The following is a 15,832-nucleotide window of genomic DNA, read 5'->3' as shown; positions in this document are numbered from 1 at the left end:
AATGTCCGGTTTGTGGGGTTTTTGCTGACATCGCCGGCAAATGGCGCAATGCAGCATGACATATCTTTACAAGACGACGGAAAGGAACAACCGTGACCTACTCGCAGGACATCGAAACCGCACGCGGCATGATCGCCGGCAAGAACGGCACCTGGAATTCCATCGATCCGGAATCCGTCGCCCGCATGCAGGCGATGAACCGCTTCAAGACCGGCCTCGACATCGCCCGTTACACCGCCTCGATCATGCGCGCCGACATGGCCGCCTACGATGCCGACCCGGCCAACTACACCCAGTCGCTCGGCTGCTGGCACGGCTTCATCGGCCAGCAGAAGATGATCTCCATCAAGAAGCATTTCGGCTCCACCAAGCGCCGCTATCTCTACCTGTCGGGCTGGATGGTCGCCGCGCTGCGCTCCGAATTCGGCCCGCTGCCGGACCAGTCGATGCATGAAAAGACCTCCGTTCCTGCACTGATCGAAGAGCTCTACACCTTCCTGCGCCAGGCCGATGCCCGCGAACTCAACTTGCTGTTCCGCGACCTCGACGCCGCCCGCGCTGCCGGCGACACCAACAAGACCGCCGAGATCCAGAACGCCATCGACAACCACGAAACCCACATCGTGCCGATCATCGCCGACATCGACGCCGGCTTCGGCAATGCCGAGGCGACCTACCTGCTCGCCAAGAAGATGATCGAGGCCGGCGCCTGCGCGTTGCAGATCGAGAACCAGGTTTCCGACGAGAAGCAGTGCGGCCACCAGGACGGCAAGGTCACCGTGCCGCATGAGGATTTCCTCGCCAAGGTCCGCGCCTGCCGCTACGCCTTCCTCGAACTCGGCGTCGAAGACGGCATCATCGTCACCCGCACCGACTCGCTCGGCGCCGGCCTGACCAAGCAGATCGCCTACTCCAACGAGCCCGGCGACCTCGGCGACCAGTACAACGCCTTCCTCGACTGCGAAGAGGTTTCGGCGGACGATCTGGCACCGTCGGACGTCGTCATCAAGCGCGACGGCAAGCTGATGCGCCCCAAGCGCCTGCCGTCCAACCTGTTCCAGTTCAAGCAGGGCACCGGCGAAGCACGCTGCGTGCTCGACTCCATCACCTCGCTGCAGAACGGCGCCGACCTGATCTGGATCGAGACCGAAAAGCCGCATATCGGCCAGATCGGCGGTATGATGGACGAGATCCGCAAGGTCGTGCCCAACGCCAAGCTGGTCTACAACAACTCGCCGTCCTTCAACTGGACGCTCAACTTCCGCCAGCAGGTGTTCGACGCCTGGGAAGCCGAGGGCAAGGACGTTTCGGCCTATGACCGCGCGACGCTGATGAGCGCTGCCTATGACGGGTCGGAACTGGCCGCCGAGGCCGATGAGCGCATCCGCACCTTCCAGAAGGACGCGGCGCGCGAGGCCGGCATCTTCCATCACCTGATCACCCTGCCGACCTATCACACCGCGGCACTGTCGACCGACAATCTCGCCAAGGAGTATTTCGGCGACCAGGGCATGCTCGGCTACGTCAAGAACGTCCAGCGCGCCGAAATCCGCCAGGGCATCGCCTGCGTCAAGCACCAGAACATGGCCGGCTCCGACATTGGCGACGACCACAAGGAGTACTTCGCCGGCGATGCCGCGCTGAAGGCCGGCGGTACCGACAACACGATGAACCAGTTCGCCGCCTGATACAGGGCGCACATCGGTACAAGGCCGATCGGAAGGCGGGTTTCGGCCCGCCTTTTTCTTTATGTTCTGCGCACCGATGGCATTGTCACAAAACCTTCAGCAGTGCCACTTTAGGAATCCGCGTTTGCCGCCAACAGGAGGACCCGCCATGGACGAAACGGAACATCCGATCGATGGAAGCGACTGGCTGGAGGCGGAACTCGCCGACACGCTGGACGAAGACTACGAACTGGAGCTCGAAGACGCCGCGCTGTCGCTGGAAATCAAGCGCATCTACCAGAAGGCGCATGGCGAAACCGTCCCGCGCCGCGACTATTTCCGCAACCTGCTGCGCTTGCAAGCCGAACTGATCAAGCTGCAGGACTGGGTCATCCACCAGGGCAAACGCGTGGTCGTGATCTTCGAGGGCCGCGATTCCGCCGGCAAGGGCGGCGTCATCAAGCGCATCACCCAGCGGCTCAATCCGCGCGTCGTTCGCGTCGTCGCGCTGCCGGCGCCGTCCGATCGCGAGAAGACGCAATGGTATTTTCAGCGCTACGTTCCACATCTGCCTGCAGCCGGCGAAATCGTGCTGTTCGACCGCTCCTGGTACAACCGGGCCGGCGTCGAACGCGTCATGGGCTTCGCCGACGACAACCAGGTCGAACAATTCTTCAACGACGTGCCGGAATTCGAGCGCATGCTGGCGCGCGACGGCATCGCTCTGGTCAAATACTGGTTCTCGATCACTGACGAGGAGCAGCAGCTGCGCTTCCTGATGCGCATCCACGATCCGCTGAAACAATGGAAGCTGTCGCCGATGGATCTGCAATCGCGCGTCCGCTGGGAGCAGTACACCAAGGCCAAGGAAGAGATGCTGGGGCGCACCAACATCCCTGAGGCCCCTTGGTACATCGTCGAAGGCAACGACAAGAAGCGTGCGCGTCTCAACTGCATCGACCACCTGTTGACGCTTTTCCCCTACGAAGAGGTTCCGGGCGAAGACGTGTCGCTGCCGGACCGTGTTTTCAATCCCGACTATGAGCGGGCAGTCCTGCCGCCAGAACTCTACGTTCCGCAGAAATACTGAGTGCGCGCGCCGGGCCGAAGGGCGCCGGCGCGCCGCCTTGGCGAAAGTTTTCGCTAAATGGCATTCTTGCGCGTTAACCCTCTGATGCCTTGGCAAAATTCGCCACATAACGTAGCGTTATTCCAGTTTACTAAATTCACTTGCATGATAGTAATCGCCTGCAACTAATTGCATGACGCAATGATACTTGATGCGGGCCAGGTAACCGGCCCCAAGAAGTGAGAGGGCAAAACGAGGCTATGTATCGTGTACTGGTTGCGCCAGAGTTCGAAATCCAGAAATCGGATCCCGATTTCCCACCATCGATCTTCGAAGCATTGAAGAATGCTCGCTCTGAAACGCAATGTAATTACATTTCTGTCTGGATAGAATTGGATGCTGACGAGTTCAGCTCTCATGTCATCGTGACGACCTATCCAACCCAATGGGTACAGGAATACACATTCTTCAACTACTCCAGGATCGATCCGTCGATCGTCAACGGCCTGAACTCAACCGGTGCGGTGATTTTCGACCACCAGAACCCGGGCAAGGCCGAACTGGAGGCGCTGGCCGAAGGCGCCTTGCGTAACGGGATTGGCCGTTTCACCATCGGGATACCGGCCAATTTCGGCCCCAACATCCGTTCGGTCACGACATTCGCGACCGACATGGACATGTCGGCGCCTTGCGATGACAATCAGTCCGTGATCGTCAGGTATCGCGAACAAGCCTACATCATCGGCCTCGCGGTCGTTGAACGGTTCCTCAAGAATGGAGAACCAAAGATCAATCTCACAGAGCGCGAGACCGAGGTCCTGTACTGGGGTTCGCTTGGAAAAACCGACCAGCAAACCGGGGAAATCATGGGCATCTCGCGCTGGACGGTCGTCGCCCATACGCAAAGCGCGAAAAGCAAATTGCGGGTCAACAACAAGGCGGCGGCGATCTCACGCGCGCATGAGTTGTATCTTTTTAAGAAATTCAATCAAAAGTTGTAGTCACTGAAGATAGACGATAAAGGTTCCCCGGCGCCAGTCGGCTGGCGACGCTTCACTATCCGGGGGGCCCGAGATGATCGTTCACATCGAATCCGGTCAGCGCGAAGAATACGCAGACCTCCTTGCCGCTTACTTTCGGCTGCGCAAAACCGTCTTCCGCGATCAGCTGGGTTGGAACGTCCCGGTTTGCGGCGACCACGAGCGTGATATCCTCGACGACCTGCCCTGCACCTATGCTTTGTCGGTCGGCGGCGACGGAACCCTTAACGCCGGTATCCGGCTGATCCCGACAACCCAGACAACCCTGCTCGAACTCGCCTTCGACGGACTCGTCCCTCCGCAATACAACTTCAGGTCGCCGACGATCTGGGAGTTGTCGCGCTTCTGCGTCAACCGCGACGGCCCCGTGGGGCGCCTGCCCGCCGGGCTCGATTTCGAAACACTGGCGCTGACGATCGCAAACTTCGATTACGCACGCCGCAATGGCATCACCCATTACCTGACCGTGACCGAGGAGCGTATGATTCGTCTCACGAGCCAGTTCGGCGTTCTGACCGAGCGATTGGGCGGGCGCGTGATAGACGGTTGCGATGTCGTCTGCGGACTGATCCCGATCGATGCGCAGACCACGCGGCTCGCCGACAGGATGCGCCCGTTTGTCGAGCGTGCAATCCGGTCGGCAGACCCGGTTATGCCGGCGCAACCGCCTTCCGATACAAATGCCACGTCGCATGGCCGAGCACCGGAAGCGTCACCAACAGCCCGAGAAAAAGCGGTAGTGCCGACAGAAGAACCGCAAGCGTCACCACAATGCCCCACGCAACCATCGGCACGGGGTTCGTGACCACGGTCTTCACGCTGGTGACCATCGCCGTGACGAAATCGGCTTCCCGATCCAGGAGCAACGGTATCGAAATCACCGTGATCGAGAACAGCGCGATTGCGAGAACAGCCCCCACGACATGACCGACAGCCAGGAATGTCCATCCTGCCGAGGTGTTGAACAGCACATCGAGAAAGCGCTCCAGCGTTGAAAACGAGGCCCGCGACAGGATGATCGCGATCAACAGCCTGATCTGGTACATCCAGACCCAGAACACGAAGAGCATCACAAATGCCATCCAGGCCAGTTCGCGCTGGCGCTGCAGCCAGATCACGCCGAGGATTTCTCCCCAGACCAGCGGTTTTCCGGTTTCAAGGCGCCGGCTGACCTCGTACAGACCAACCGCCACGAAGGGGCCGATCAGCGGAAACCCGATCGCCACCGGATAGATCATCCAGGGCATGTCCCAGACGGTCAAAGACAGGGCGATGACAATTCCGCCCAGCGCAAACACACCGCCGAAGAACAGGCCGAACAGCGGAGCCCGGCGAAAATCGGCGAAGCCCTTGGAAAGAACGTCGCCCAGATCGCCAAAGCCGATTTCGTTCACCACCGGCATGGCCGGCGGTTTGCGTGTTTCGGCGACTTCATTGTTCTCGGCCATTTTTCCTCCTCCTGCGTGCAGCCGGTTCCTCCCCCGGCCACGCGGTTCCTCAGTCAATTTCCCGCGTTATCGTTGCGGCGTCGATGACGAATATCAAGATGCAAATGCAACTGCCTCCGATGTGAAACGCGGCGCATTGGCGCGACGCGCAAATTCGGTTATCACTGCGGCATGGAACGACAAGCAGCACATCCGCATGGGACCGGCCGCGCAACGGGCGCCAGTTCGATTCCGGTTGTGCTGGCCATTTCAGCCGGTGTCGCGCTAATCGGCGCGGTCGGCATGACGGGCTGGCTTGCCCATGGCAATCCGTTGTTGCTCTCGGTTATCCAATCCGGCCTGTCCTGGTGCCTCTAACGCTGCCGCCAGATTCAAGGTTCTGATGCTTCAAACTTTTCCGATGTCTCCGCAGTCGTATCGGGATACGCCATGAGCCAGGTTCGGCTGTTTCTTTTAGCCGGCAAGGAAGCGGCTGCGGCCACTTTCGCGGCTTTCGAAACCGAGTTCGAGGACGACGGATACGCGCTTGCGAATCTGGAAATAGACGAGGCCGAACAGCTCCACGAGGTGTCGGTCTATGTGGACGGCGAGACCGATGATGTTGCGGCAGTCGAAACGCGCATGCGCCATCTCGCCGGGCCTGCCGGCAACGCGATCGCGCGGGAAATCCTGCCCGATATCGATTGGGTGGCGAAGTCGCTGGAAGGCTTGAAGCCGATCCGCGCCGGGCGGTTCCTGCTGCACGGACGCCATGACCGAGACGCGGTCCAGGCCGGCGACATAGCGCTGGAGATCGAGGCCGGCCAGGCATTCGGTACCGGCCATCACGGCACCACGGCCGGTTGCCTGGAGATGTTCGAGCGTATCGCCGCCGCTTCACCGCCCCGCAATGCGCTCGACCTCGGCACCGGCACTGGTGTATTGGCGATCGCGATCGCTCGGCTCTGCCGATGCCCGGTGCTGGCAACCGACATCGATCCGATCGCCACGGTGGTCGCGCAGACGAACGCCCGCCAGAATGGCGCATCTGCCTATGTCAGATTCGAGACTGCAACCGGCTTCAGCCACCGCGCCTTTGCGGAAGAAGGCCCCTTCGATCTGGTCGTCGCCAACATTCTCGCGCGGCCACTGATGCGCATGGCACCGCAGATCGCCACGCATCTGGCGCCCGGCGGTTCTGTCATCCTGTCCGGAATTCTGGAAAGCCAGCGCTGGATGGTGCTCGCGGCATTCCGCAATGCCGGGCTGTACCACCGCCGCACCCTTCAGCGCGGCGAATGGATCGCGATGCATCTGGGTGCCTAACACAGCAGGCACTGAAACAAAGAAGGCGGCCCACTGGACCGCCTTTGAAAAGAACTCTCGCCGACAAATGACTAAAAGGGATAGGTCGAATTCGGGCGGCGCAGCAGTTCTTCGCGTTTGTATCCGTGTGCTTCCAGCGTTTCGTCATCGAGCATCAGCAATGCGCCGTTCACATAGGAGGAAACCTGGCGGGCACGCGCATTGACCATGGCGTCGAAGGTGTTTTTGAGGAAGCCTTTGTTCGAGCGGGCGGTCATCGATATCTCCTGGATCTGTTACGGCAATTTGTCCGTGACAGAAACATGCGCCTCATTCGCCGGTTTGACCACGGCCAATGCCGCAACACTGCCATGCGTTTTTCGCATGTGCGAAGAGATATGCTGCTGCGCACACGGACCGCGCCGCCGAAGGCGCTTGATCAAGCCCGATCAAAAACCCTGTCCAGCCTATCTTTGACTTCCAGCTGCACAACAATCGCTCTAGACAGGGCCGAACGGAGTATCCCATGTTCCAGGAATTCAGCGAAAAAGGCGATCCCGCAGCAAGCAGGCCGCGCATCTGTGCATTGCGCGAACACATGCGCGCCAAGGGCATCGATGTGGTGATTGTTCCGCATGCCGACGAGCACCAGAACGAGTATCTGCCCGAACGGGCCGAGCGCCTGGCCTGGCTGACCGGTTTCACAGGATCTGCTGGAGCCGCTATCATATTGCAGGACACCGCGAATCTGTTCGTTGACGGCCGCTATACGTTGCAAGCCGCAGACCAAACCGATGCCGATCTCGTTACATGCCACGATCTGATCGCGACGCCGCCCCACACATGGCTGACGGACAATATCGGGAAAGGCGCGCGGGTCGGATTCGATCCCTGGCTGCACACGGTTGCGGGCGTGAAGCGATTGCGCGAGGCCTGCGAGAAGAAAGGCGCGGAGCTGGTCGTGCTCGATGAGAACCCCGTCGACGCGATCCGGGACGACCTGCCGTCGGCGCCGCTCGAGCCTGTTTCGGTCCACCCCTTTCCGTTTGCCGGGGAAACGCCCCGCGACAAGATCGGTCGGATGGCCGATACGATCGCGGAAGCCGAGGTTGACGCCGCGGTTCTGACCGACCCCGCTTCGATCTGCTGGCTCTTCAACATCCGTGGTCGCGATGTCGCGCACACGCCGCTTGCATTGGCCTTTGCGGTAGTGCCCGCGAACGGAGAACCGCAATTGTTCATCGACAAGCGCAAACTGTCGATCAAGGTCGAAGCCTACCTAGCGCAACTGGCGACGATAAGACCACCGGACCAGTTCGAAGACGCGCTTGGCGAACTCGGCGCCGACACCGCCAGGGTGTTGCTCGATCCGCAACTGGCCGCCTGGCGGATCGCCGCCGATCTGGAGGCCGCCGGCGCGTCAGTTGTCGAGGGACGCGACCCGGTCGCCCTGCCTCGCGCGCAGAAAAACGCCGCCGAACAGAAAGGCGCACGCGAGGCACATCGCCGCGATGGCGCCGCCATGGCGGCATTCCTGGCATGGGCGGACGCCCAGGAACCGGGATCTTTCGATGAGATCGCTGCCGTCCGAATGCTTGAGACTTGCCGACGCGAAACCGGCGAACGGCTCGAAGTGCCGCTCGAGGACATCTCCTTCGACACGATTTCCGGCGGCGGACCGAACGGCGCCATTGTCCACTATCGTGTGACTGAATCCACCAATCGGGTCGTCGCCGATGGCGAACTGCTGTTGGTCGATTCCGGTGCCCAATACCGGGACGGTACGACCGACATCACACGCGTGATTCCGGTCGGAGAACCGAAACCGGAGTACAAGCGTCATTTCACATTGGTGCTCAAAGGCATGATCGCGGTTTCGATGGCGCGTTTCCCGAAAGGCACGCGGGGCGTCGACATCGATGTCTTGGCACGCGGCGCACTTTGGTCGGCGGGCCTCGACTACGCGCACGGGACCGGCCACGGAGTCGGTTCGTTCCTCAGCGTTCACGAAGGGCCGCAGTCCATCTCGGCGCGCAGCATGCAGGCTCTGCTGCCCGGAATGATCGTTTCCAACGAGCCCGGCTACTACAAGGCCGGTTCGCACGGGATCCGCATCGAGAACCTGATCTTGGTATGCCGTCCCGAGGTGCCCGACGGCGGTGAAATCGCAATGCACCGGTTTGAGACTCTGACACTGTGTCCGATAGACCGGCGGCTGATCGATCCGTCATTGCTGAACGGCGAAGAACTCGATTGGCTCAATGCCTATCACGCCCATGTTTGCGATGAGATCACGCCGCTTGTCGACGAGCCGGCTGTGCGCGATTGGCTGGCGGCGATGACCGCCGCGATCAGCCGATAAACATCCGCAACACGACAATCGCCACCCAACCGACGACAAACGCCCCCATTGTCGGGATATATAGCGATGCCGCAGCGGCGATCAGGATAGTCAGCGTCTCTGCGGTTCCGGAGTACACTGCGGCAGGCGCGACCAGGGTCGTCAGGACCGCCGCCGGAACGGCGTTGAGGGCAGCTTCGACGCGCGGATGAATGGATTGGAAGCGCGACAGCACCAGATGACCGCCGATACGTGTCAGATAGGTCGCCAAGGCACCGGCAAGCACGATCCAGGATATCGTCGAAAACTCTATCATCACGGCTCCGTGCGCGTTTCTTCCGGCGTTCCGGCGATTACCGCGGCGGCGATGATACCGGCGATCGCACCGATGCTGACATGCCAGGGCGATCCAATGAGTGCATAGGCGGCAACCGACACGGCGCCGCTGACAATCACGACGAGCAGCCAGTTCGGCCGGCGCCGGAACCCCATCACCAACCCGAGGAAGTACACCGACAGCAGGAAGTCGATCCCGTAGGCCTCCGGGTTGGTCATCAGCCGCCCGAACACCGCACCCAGCCAGGCCTCGATGATCCACGCCAGATAGATCGGCACCGCCATGCCCATGTACCAGACAAAAGACAGCGCCCGGTCGCTCTCACGGCGCTTCTCCAGTTCGGCGAATTGCGGATCGATCAGGAAAAAGAAGCCCACATACCGCTGCAGCGCCGACCAGTGGCCGATCTGCCGGCCGGTCACCGCCGAATAGAGGATGTGCCGAAAATTGACGGCGAAGATCGACAACACGATCAGCCATGGCGCGATCTTGTCGCCGAACAGATCGATGCCGACCATCTGGCTCGCCCCGGCATAGATCGTCGCGCTCATCAGCACGGCATCGAAGACGCTGAACCCGTTGTCGACCGCCAATGCGCCGAACAGCAGCCCGAAGGGCGCGGCCGCCAGTACAACCGGGATGGAAGCTCTCGCGCCCCTTAGAATTTCATGGCGATTACGCATCGAAACCTCGCGCATCCGCCTTACGTCAACAGTATTGACCTGTCACGAACGGAATTGTGCCTGTGACAACCCGCGGGCGCGTTGTCACGCGCCTTCGACACGCCGGAACCACTCGTCCTCGTCGATCACCTCGATACCCAGTTCGCCGGCCTTGGCCAGCTTCGACCCGGCACCCGGCCCGGCCACCACGAGGTCGGTTTTCTTCGATACCGAGCCCGCCGCCTTGGCGCCGAGCCGCTCGGCCATCGCCTTGGCCTCGTCGCGCGACATGCGTTCGAGCGACCCGGTAAAGACGATCGTCTTGCCCGAAAACGCGGTGTCGGCGGCCGGCTTCTCGGCGGCGACGATATCCAGCTGCCCGACCAGCGCCTCGACCGTTTCGCGGTTGTGCGGTTCAAAGAAGTAGCGCGCCAGCGACTCGATCACCGCGTCGCCGATATCGTCGAGCGCATCCATTTCCTCGCGCGCCGCCGCATCGCCACCGGCAATGTCGAGCACGGCCTTCTCGAAAGCAACCCAATCGCCATAGGCCCGCGCCAGGGTCCTGGCCGTCGATTCACCGACATGGCGAATGCCGAGCGCATAGATCAGCCGCTCCAGCGGGATCGCCCGGCGCTCCTCGATGGCATCGAACAGCTTCTGCGCCGACACTTCGCCATATCCGTCGCGGTTTTTCAGCTTGGTCATCGCATCGCCGTCGCGCGCCTCAAGCGTGAAGATGTCGGCGGGCGTCCTGATCGCCAGCCCGCCCCCGTCGTCGAAGAAATACTCGATCTGCTTGTCGCCCAGCCCCTCGATATCGAAGGCGCGCCGCGAAACGAAGTGCTTCAGATGCTCCTTGCGCTGGAACGGGCACGCGAACTCGCCCGAGCAACGCCGCACCACGCTTTCCTCGCCACTGGCATTGGTTTCGCGCACCAGCGGCGTCTCCAGTTCGCAAGGACACACGGACGGAAACGCGAACTCTTCAGCATGCTTCGGCCGCTTGTCTTCCACAAAGCCCAGGATCTGCGGGATAACATCGCCGGCGCGCTGCACGATCACGGTATCGCCGACCCGAACGCCCAGGCGCTCGATCTCTTCCGCATTGTGCAACGTCGCGTTTTCCACCACCACGCCGCCGACTGTCACCGGCTCCAGCCGCGCAACCGGGGTAATCGCGCCAGTGCGTCCGACCTGAATGTCGATCGCGTTCAGCGTGGTCATCGCCTTCTCGGCGGGGAACTTGTGGGCGATCGCCCAGCGCGGGCTGCGCGAAACGAAGCCCAGCCGCGCCTGCAGCCCCAGATCGTCGACCTTGTAGACCACACCGTCGATGTCATAGGGCAAACCCCCGCGTTCGGTCTCGATGCGATGATAGTGCGCGATCAGTTCATCGACCGTGTCGAACGTTGCCATCAGCGGATTGACGGTGAAGCCGAATGCGCCGAGTTCGGACACCATCGCCGACTGTGTCGATACGGGCATGTCGGACACTTCACCCCATGCATAGGCGAAGAACTTCAACGGACGCGCCGCTGTGATCGACGCATCGAGCTGCCGCAACGAGCCGGCCGCCGTGTTGCGCGGATTGACATAGGGCGGCTTGCCCGCCGCCGTCTGGCGGGCATTGAGCGCGGCAAAATCCTGCTTGGTCATATAGACCTCGCCGCGCACCTCCATGACCGCCGGCGGACCTCCGGCGAGCCTTTCGGGAATGTCGCCAATCGTGCGCGCATTCGCGGTCACGTTTTCGCCCGTGGTGCCGTCGCCGCGCGTCGCAGCGTAAACCAGGACACCGTTTTCATAGCGCAGCGAAAGCGACAACCCGTCAATCTTCGGCTCGGCGGTCAGCCGCAGCGGTGCGTCCTCGCCAAGCTTGAGGAAACGCCGCACGCGGGCCGCGAAATCGCGCACATCGGCATCCGAAAACGCATTGTCGAGCGACAGCATCGGTACGCTGTGGCGGACCTTCTCGAACTTCTCCGAGACCGCTGCGCCAACCGTATCGCTGGGCGAATCGGCGCGCTTGAGATGCGCGAAACGCGCCTCGATGGCGCCGTTGCGTTGCTTGAGCGCGTCGTACTCGGCGTCGGTGGCAACCGGGCGGTCCTCGGCGTGGTAATGCCGGTCATGCCCGGCGATCTCGGCGGCGAGCCGCTCCAGTTCGGCGGCGGCTTCTTGCTCGTCGAGCGCCTCGACCGGTTTTGAGCGGAGTTCGTCTTGCATGGCGTGCCCGTGTCCTGTTCCGGCGCGAACATAGCGGTTAAAACACCGCTCTCAAGCCGAATTCCGGCGTCAATGAATGACTGCTGTCAACCGGCTTTGAGCAACTGAGCCGCTGCCGCCCGCGCCTCGTCGGTGATTGTCGCGCCCGCCAGCATCCGGGCGATTTCCTCGCGGCGTTCATCGGTGCCCATCGACGCGACCGAGGTAACAAGCTGCTCGCCGCCTTTCGGCTGCTTGTGGATCAGGAAATGCTCCGAGGCGCGCGCCGCCACTTGCGGCGCATGGGTCACCGACAGCACCTGGACTGTCTCCGACAGCCGGCGCAGGCGCGATCCGATCGCATCGGCCACCGCGCCGCCCACGCCGGTGTCGATCTCGTCGAAGACCAGCGTCGGCGCCGAACCGCGGTCGGCGAGCGCCACCTTGAGCGCCAGCAGGAAGCGGGACAGTTCGCCGCCCGATGCGACCTTCATCATTGGCCCGGCCCGCGTGCCGGGGTTGGTGCGCACCCAGAACTCGATCTGGTCGATGCCCTCCTCGCCGCGCCGGTCGGCATCGCTCTGCATCTCGACGATGAACTCGGCACGTTCGAGCTTCAGATCCGGCAATTCCTGCATCACCGCGGATTTCAACTGCCCGCAGGCTGATGCACGCGCGGCAGAAAGCGCTTCGGCGGCCCGGTCGAACAGTGCCTTCGCCTCGCTTGCCGCGGTCTCCAGTTCGGCCAGGCGGGCTTCGCCGGCATCCAGTTCCGCAAGCTGGTCGGCAAACCGTACCGCCAGAGCCGGCAACTCCTCGACCGGGACATTGTGCTTGCGCGATGCGGCGCGCAGCGCAAACAGGCGCTCTTCGGCTGCTTCCAGTTCGCGCGGATCGAACTCGCTTGTGTGTACGGCAGTTTCGATGCGCCCCTGCGCATCGGCCAGATGGTCGAGAGCCTGACCGAGCGCGGCGTTAACATCCTCCAGCAGGCCGGGCGCTTCGGCGGCTTTGCGCTCCAGGCGCCTGAGCAGACTGGCAATCTGCGGCACCGGCGATGCCTGGCCGCTCAGCACGTCATGGGCGTCGTTCAGGTCACCGGCGATCTTCTCGGCCCGCATCATTGTCGCGCGCCGGTCGGCAAGCTGCTCTTCTTCGCCGGGCTCCGGCGCCAGCGCGGCAAGCTCCTCGTGCGAGGAATACAGATAGTCGGCCTCGCGGGCCGCTTCTTCGACACGCCTGCGATGATCGGCAAGTGCCCGTTCAGTCGCCCGCCAGGCGCGGTACAGCGCCGCCACATGCTGGGCGTCGGCCTGCAATCCGCCAAAGGAATCGAGCAGATCGCGGTGCGTCGACATGTCGACCAGCGCGCGGTCATCGTGCTGGCCGTGGATCTCGACCAGCAAATGGCCGATCGATTTCAGCAATCCGGCGCTGGTCGGCTGGTCGTTGACGAAGCCCCGCGTCCGGCCGTCCGCCGACTGCACACGCCGCAGGATCAGCGGCTCGGTAGGATCGGCGTCCACACCGCTTTCTTCCAACATCGCCCGCACGGGATGGCTGCGACTGACATCGAAGAGCGCCGTAACCTGGCCTTGCGAAGCCCCGTGACGCACCCGCGAGGCGTCGCCACGTGCGCCGAGCGCCAGCGATAGTGCATCGAGCAGGATTGATTTGCCGGCGCCCGTTTCGCCCGTCAGAACCGAAAGCCCGCGCGCGAAATCGATTTCAAGCGCCTCGATCAGAACGATATCTCGGATCGAGAGCTGCAACAGCATGTCGGAGTGGTCCTGATTCGCGGATAAGCCTATCCGGGAAGAATGCGCTTTCCGACGCGCGAAATCCACGATCCTTCGTTTTCGCGCGGTTGAAGGCCGCCCGATTGCAGCAGCGCGTAGGAATCCGCGTACCACTGGCTGTCCGGGAAGTTGTGGCCCAGCACGGCGGCGGCGGTCTGTGCCTCGCCGACAAGCCCCATGGCGAAGTAGGTTTCCACCAGACGCGCCAACGCTTCCTCGATGTGGCGCGTGTTGGGATAGCGCTCGACAACCCTACGGAAACGGTTGATTGCGCCGGGATACTGCCGGCGCTCCAAATAGTAGCGTCCGATCTGCATTTCCTTGCCGGCCAGTTGATCACGCGCGATGCGCAGCTTGGCGCGCGCGTCGTCTTCGTAGATTGAGCCTGGATAACGCTCCAGAAGTTCGTTGAAATTCTGGATCGCAAGCTGGGTGTCACGCTGGTCGCGGGTCACCACCGGCATCTGGTTGAAGTAGGAAAGACCGATGATGTACTGCGCGTAAGGCGCATCCTCGTCGGTGGGGTAGAGGTTGATGAAACGGCGCGCCGACTGGACGGCGGTATCGTACTGACCGAGCTTGTAGGCGGTGAATGCCGCCATCACGTTGGCCTTGCGCGCATACTCCGAATAGGGATGCTGCCGGTCGACGGCTTCGAACTTGCGCGCGGCTTCCTTGAGACGGCCGCTGTTCAGATTCGCCAGTGCCTGATTGTAGAGCACGTCGGCCGGCTCGATGGTTTCCACGTAGCTGCTGAGATCGAGCGTTTCTTCCGTCGAAGAACAGGCAGCGAGAACCGCCGCACAGATTGCCAGACATGCGGCCCTTGCCGCATTCCGACCAAGCCGTAAGCCAATTCCGCCTGTCACAATCGTCATTCCTGAAATCCCGTAGTCGGCCATTCCGGCGCGATCCAATACCCTGTTCGCGCCGGCGCGGCAACGTCGTGACCGGAGAATGTTTCGATATTGTGGCGGAATCCCGACCGAGCGCCGGTTGCGCACGTCAGAAATCAGAGCGCCCAGGGCCCCTGTGCATGCGCTGCGACAGCGACGAAATCTCCGGTGAACACGTGCTCCTGCATTTCCGGCGTCTCGACGACCTCATAGGCCGAACGATCCGTAAGCAACGCTTTCAGGGCGGCCGCGTTCAGGCGATGTCCACCGCGATAGGACGCATAACAGCCGATGAACTTTGCGCCGGCCAGAGCCAGATCGCCGACGGCATCCAGCGTTTTGTGGCGGACGAACTCGTCGCGGAAGCGTAACCCTTCGCGGTTGATCACGGTGTGGTCGTCGCTGATGACAACGGAGTTTTCGAGAGAGGATCCGAGTGCGTGACCGGATGCCCACAGCCGCTCGACATCCTTCATGAAGCCGAACGTCCTGGCGGTCGACAACTCGTCGCGGAAAACGTCTTCGTCGATCTCGGACTTGAACTCCTGGCGTCCGATGATCGGGCTGTCGAAATCGATCACAACCTCGAACCGGGTACCCTGGTGCGGTCGGAACTCTGCCCAGGATCCGCCGATCTCGACACGCACGGTTTTCTTGATCCGCACATAGCGGCGCTTGACGGCGTGGTGCGTGATGCCGGCCTCGTCGATGGCCTCGATGAACACCCGCGAACTTCCGTCCATGATGGGTACTTCGTTGCCGTCGATTTCGACAATCACGTTGTCGAGGCCGAGCGCCCAAAATGCCGCCATAAGATGTTCGATCGTCGATACATGGGCACCTGCGGGATCGCCCAGCATGGTGCACAGATCGGTCGCTCCGACCTGCCCGGCAACAGCCTGCAGTTCCGCCGTTGTGCCATCACCATAAATTCGCCGAAATTTAACCCCAGTATTGGGCGCAGCAGGAAGGAGAGAAATGGATACCGGTTGGCCGCTATGAACGCCGACTCCGGACAAATGCGCTTCTTCGCAAAGCGTCGCCTGATAACCTAACAATTTTGTCCCCATTGGCCTTTCCG

General features: G+C 61.9%; 14 protein-coding genes and 1 pseudogene. 7 read left to right on the top strand and 8 right to left on the bottom strand.

Annotated elements, in window-relative coordinates:
- Positions 1-92 precede the first annotated feature (92 nt).
- The 4 genes and pseudogenes from ACO06R_RS07290 to ACO06R_RS07275 all read left to right on the top strand — a co-directional run.
- Positions 93-1,688 (top strand): isocitrate lyase, encoded by a 1,596-nt coding sequence (locus tag ACO06R_RS07290; RefSeq protein WP_421857881.1) that lies wholly within the window; start codon positions 93-95, stop codon positions 1,686-1,688.
- A 148-nt stretch (positions 1,689-1,836) separates the two neighbouring features.
- Positions 1,837-2,757, top strand: coding sequence for a polyphosphate kinase 2 (gene ppk2 / locus ACO06R_RS07285; protein ID WP_421857879.1), 921 nt, complete (start codon positions 1,837-1,839; stop codon positions 2,755-2,757).
- Between the two features lie 218 nt (positions 2,758-2,975).
- The gene (locus ACO06R_RS07280) at positions 2,976-3,737 is read left to right on the top strand and encodes a helix-turn-helix transcriptional regulator (protein WP_421857877.1); all 762 of its coding nucleotides are present in this window, start codon (positions 2,976-2,978) and stop codon (positions 3,735-3,737) included.
- 73 nt (positions 3,738-3,810) lie between these two features.
- A pseudogene (locus ACO06R_RS07275) lies at positions 3,811-4,296 on the top strand (acyl-homoserine-lactone synthase); the annotation flags it as partial.
- 130 nt (positions 4,297-4,426) lie between these two features.
- Here the strand turns inward: ACO06R_RS07275 and ACO06R_RS07270 are convergent.
- Positions 4,427-5,224: a DUF2189 domain-containing protein gene (locus ACO06R_RS07270; RefSeq protein WP_421857874.1), complete on the bottom strand. Its 798-nt coding sequence runs from the start codon at positions 5,222-5,224 to the stop codon at positions 4,427-4,429.
- 171 nt (positions 5,225-5,395) lie between these two features.
- Here ACO06R_RS07270 and ACO06R_RS07265 point away from each other — a divergent pair, with 171 nt between their 5' ends.
- Both ACO06R_RS07265 and ACO06R_RS07260 read left to right on the top strand, forming a co-directional pair.
- Positions 5,396-5,581 (top strand): hypothetical protein, encoded by a 186-nt coding sequence (locus tag ACO06R_RS07265; RefSeq protein WP_421857872.1) that lies wholly within the window; start codon positions 5,396-5,398, stop codon positions 5,579-5,581.
- Between the two features lie 72 nt (positions 5,582-5,653).
- Complete coding sequence (locus ACO06R_RS07260) at positions 5,654-6,529, top strand: 50S ribosomal protein L11 methyltransferase (protein WP_421857870.1); 876 nt, start codon at positions 5,654-5,656, stop codon at positions 6,527-6,529.
- Between the two features lie 71 nt (positions 6,530-6,600).
- Here ACO06R_RS07260 and ACO06R_RS07255 read toward each other — a convergent pair whose 3' ends face one another.
- Positions 6,601-6,786 carry a hypothetical protein gene (locus ACO06R_RS07255; RefSeq protein ID WP_421857868.1) on the bottom strand — a complete coding sequence of 62 codons (186 nt, stop codon included), beginning with the start codon at positions 6,784-6,786 and terminating at the stop codon, positions 6,601-6,603.
- Between the two features lie 248 nt (positions 6,787-7,034).
- On the opposite strand from ACO06R_RS07255, the gene ACO06R_RS07250 reads away from it, so the two are divergent.
- Positions 7,035-8,870, top strand: a complete 1,836-nt coding sequence (locus ACO06R_RS07250; RefSeq protein WP_421857866.1) for an aminopeptidase P family protein — start codon at positions 7,035-7,037, stop codon at positions 8,868-8,870.
- Here the strand turns inward: ACO06R_RS07250 and ACO06R_RS07245 are convergent.
- From ACO06R_RS07245 to lpxC, 6 genes are all read right to left on the bottom strand, one after another.
- Positions 8,860-9,165: an AzlD family protein gene (locus tag ACO06R_RS07245; RefSeq protein WP_421857863.1), complete on the bottom strand. Its 306-nt coding sequence runs from the start codon at positions 9,163-9,165 to the stop codon at positions 8,860-8,862. The genes ACO06R_RS07250 and ACO06R_RS07245 overlap by 11 nt on opposite strands.
- A complete protein-coding gene (locus ACO06R_RS07240) occupies positions 9,165-9,869 on the bottom strand; it encodes an AzlC family ABC transporter permease (protein WP_421857860.1) in 705 nt (234 codons plus the stop codon). The genes ACO06R_RS07245 and ACO06R_RS07240 overlap by 1 nt, the downstream gene beginning before the upstream one ends.
- An 84-nt stretch (positions 9,870-9,953) precedes the next feature.
- Positions 9,954-12,077 carry an NAD-dependent DNA ligase LigA gene (ligA, locus tag ACO06R_RS07235; protein WP_421857857.1) on the bottom strand — a complete coding sequence of 708 codons (2,124 nt, stop codon included), beginning with the start codon at positions 12,075-12,077 and terminating at the stop codon, positions 9,954-9,956.
- An 86-nt stretch (positions 12,078-12,163) separates the two neighbouring features.
- Positions 12,164-13,834 carry a DNA repair protein RecN gene (recN, locus tag ACO06R_RS07230; protein WP_421857854.1) on the bottom strand — a complete coding sequence of 557 codons (1,671 nt, stop codon included), beginning with the start codon at positions 13,832-13,834 and terminating at the stop codon, positions 12,164-12,166.
- Between the two features lie 29 nt (positions 13,835-13,863).
- Positions 13,864-14,733, bottom strand: coding sequence for an outer membrane protein assembly factor BamD (locus ACO06R_RS07225; protein ID WP_421857851.1), 870 nt, complete (start codon positions 14,731-14,733; stop codon positions 13,864-13,866).
- A 134-nt stretch (positions 14,734-14,867) separates the two neighbouring features.
- Entirely contained in the window at positions 14,868-15,821 is a 954-nt protein-coding gene (lpxC, locus tag ACO06R_RS07220) for a UDP-3-O-acyl-N-acetylglucosamine deacetylase (protein WP_421857848.1), read from the bottom strand.
- Positions 15,822-15,832 lie beyond the last annotated feature (11 nt).

The sequence above is a fragment of the Oricola sp. genome (assembly GCF_965230365.1).
Taxonomy (GTDB): domain Bacteria; phylum Pseudomonadota; class Alphaproteobacteria; order Rhizobiales; family Rhizobiaceae; genus Oricola.
Note: the sequence above shows the minus strand (reverse complement) of the source record. Positions and strands in the feature narration are given on the sequence as shown.

What these genes read in the sequence shown, in the direction of transcription:
- ligA (WP_421857857.1), bottom strand. Translation starts at nt 12,077, where the DNA reads ATGCAAGACGAACTCCGCTCAAAACCGGTCGAGGCGCTCGACGAGCAA.
- ACO06R_RS07270 (WP_421857874.1), bottom strand. Translation starts at nt 5,224, where the DNA reads ATGGCCGAGAACAATGAAGTCGCCGAAACACGCAAACCGCCGGCCATG.
- ACO06R_RS07255 (WP_421857868.1), bottom strand. Translation starts at nt 6,786, where the DNA reads ATGACCGCCCGCTCGAACAAAGGCTTCCTCAAAAACACCTTCGACGCC.
- ppk2 (WP_421857879.1), top strand. Translation starts at nt 1,837, where the DNA reads ATGGACGAAACGGAACATCCGATCGATGGAAGCGACTGGCTGGAGGCG.
- ACO06R_RS07225 (WP_421857851.1), bottom strand. Translation starts at nt 14,733, where the DNA reads ATGACGATTGTGACAGGCGGAATTGGCTTACGGCTTGGTCGGAATGCG.
- ACO06R_RS07245 (WP_421857863.1), bottom strand. Translation starts at nt 9,165, where the DNA reads ATGATAGAGTTTTCGACGATATCCTGGATCGTGCTTGCCGGTGCCTTG.
- ACO06R_RS07260 (WP_421857870.1), top strand. Translation starts at nt 5,654, where the DNA reads ATGAGCCAGGTTCGGCTGTTTCTTTTAGCCGGCAAGGAAGCGGCTGCG.
- recN (WP_421857854.1), bottom strand. Translation starts at nt 13,834, where the DNA reads ATGCTGTTGCAGCTCTCGATCCGAGATATCGTTCTGATCGAGGCGCTT.
- ACO06R_RS07240 (WP_421857860.1), bottom strand. Translation starts at nt 9,869, where the DNA reads ATGCGTAATCGCCATGAAATTCTAAGGGGCGCGAGAGCTTCCATCCCG.
- lpxC (WP_421857848.1), bottom strand. Translation starts at nt 15,821, where the DNA reads ATGGGGACAAAATTGTTAGGTTATCAGGCGACGCTTTGCGAAGAAGCG.
- ACO06R_RS07250 (WP_421857866.1), top strand. Translation starts at nt 7,035, where the DNA reads ATGTTCCAGGAATTCAGCGAAAAAGGCGATCCCGCAGCAAGCAGGCCG.
- ACO06R_RS07265 (WP_421857872.1), top strand. Translation starts at nt 5,396, where the DNA reads ATGGAACGACAAGCAGCACATCCGCATGGGACCGGCCGCGCAACGGGC.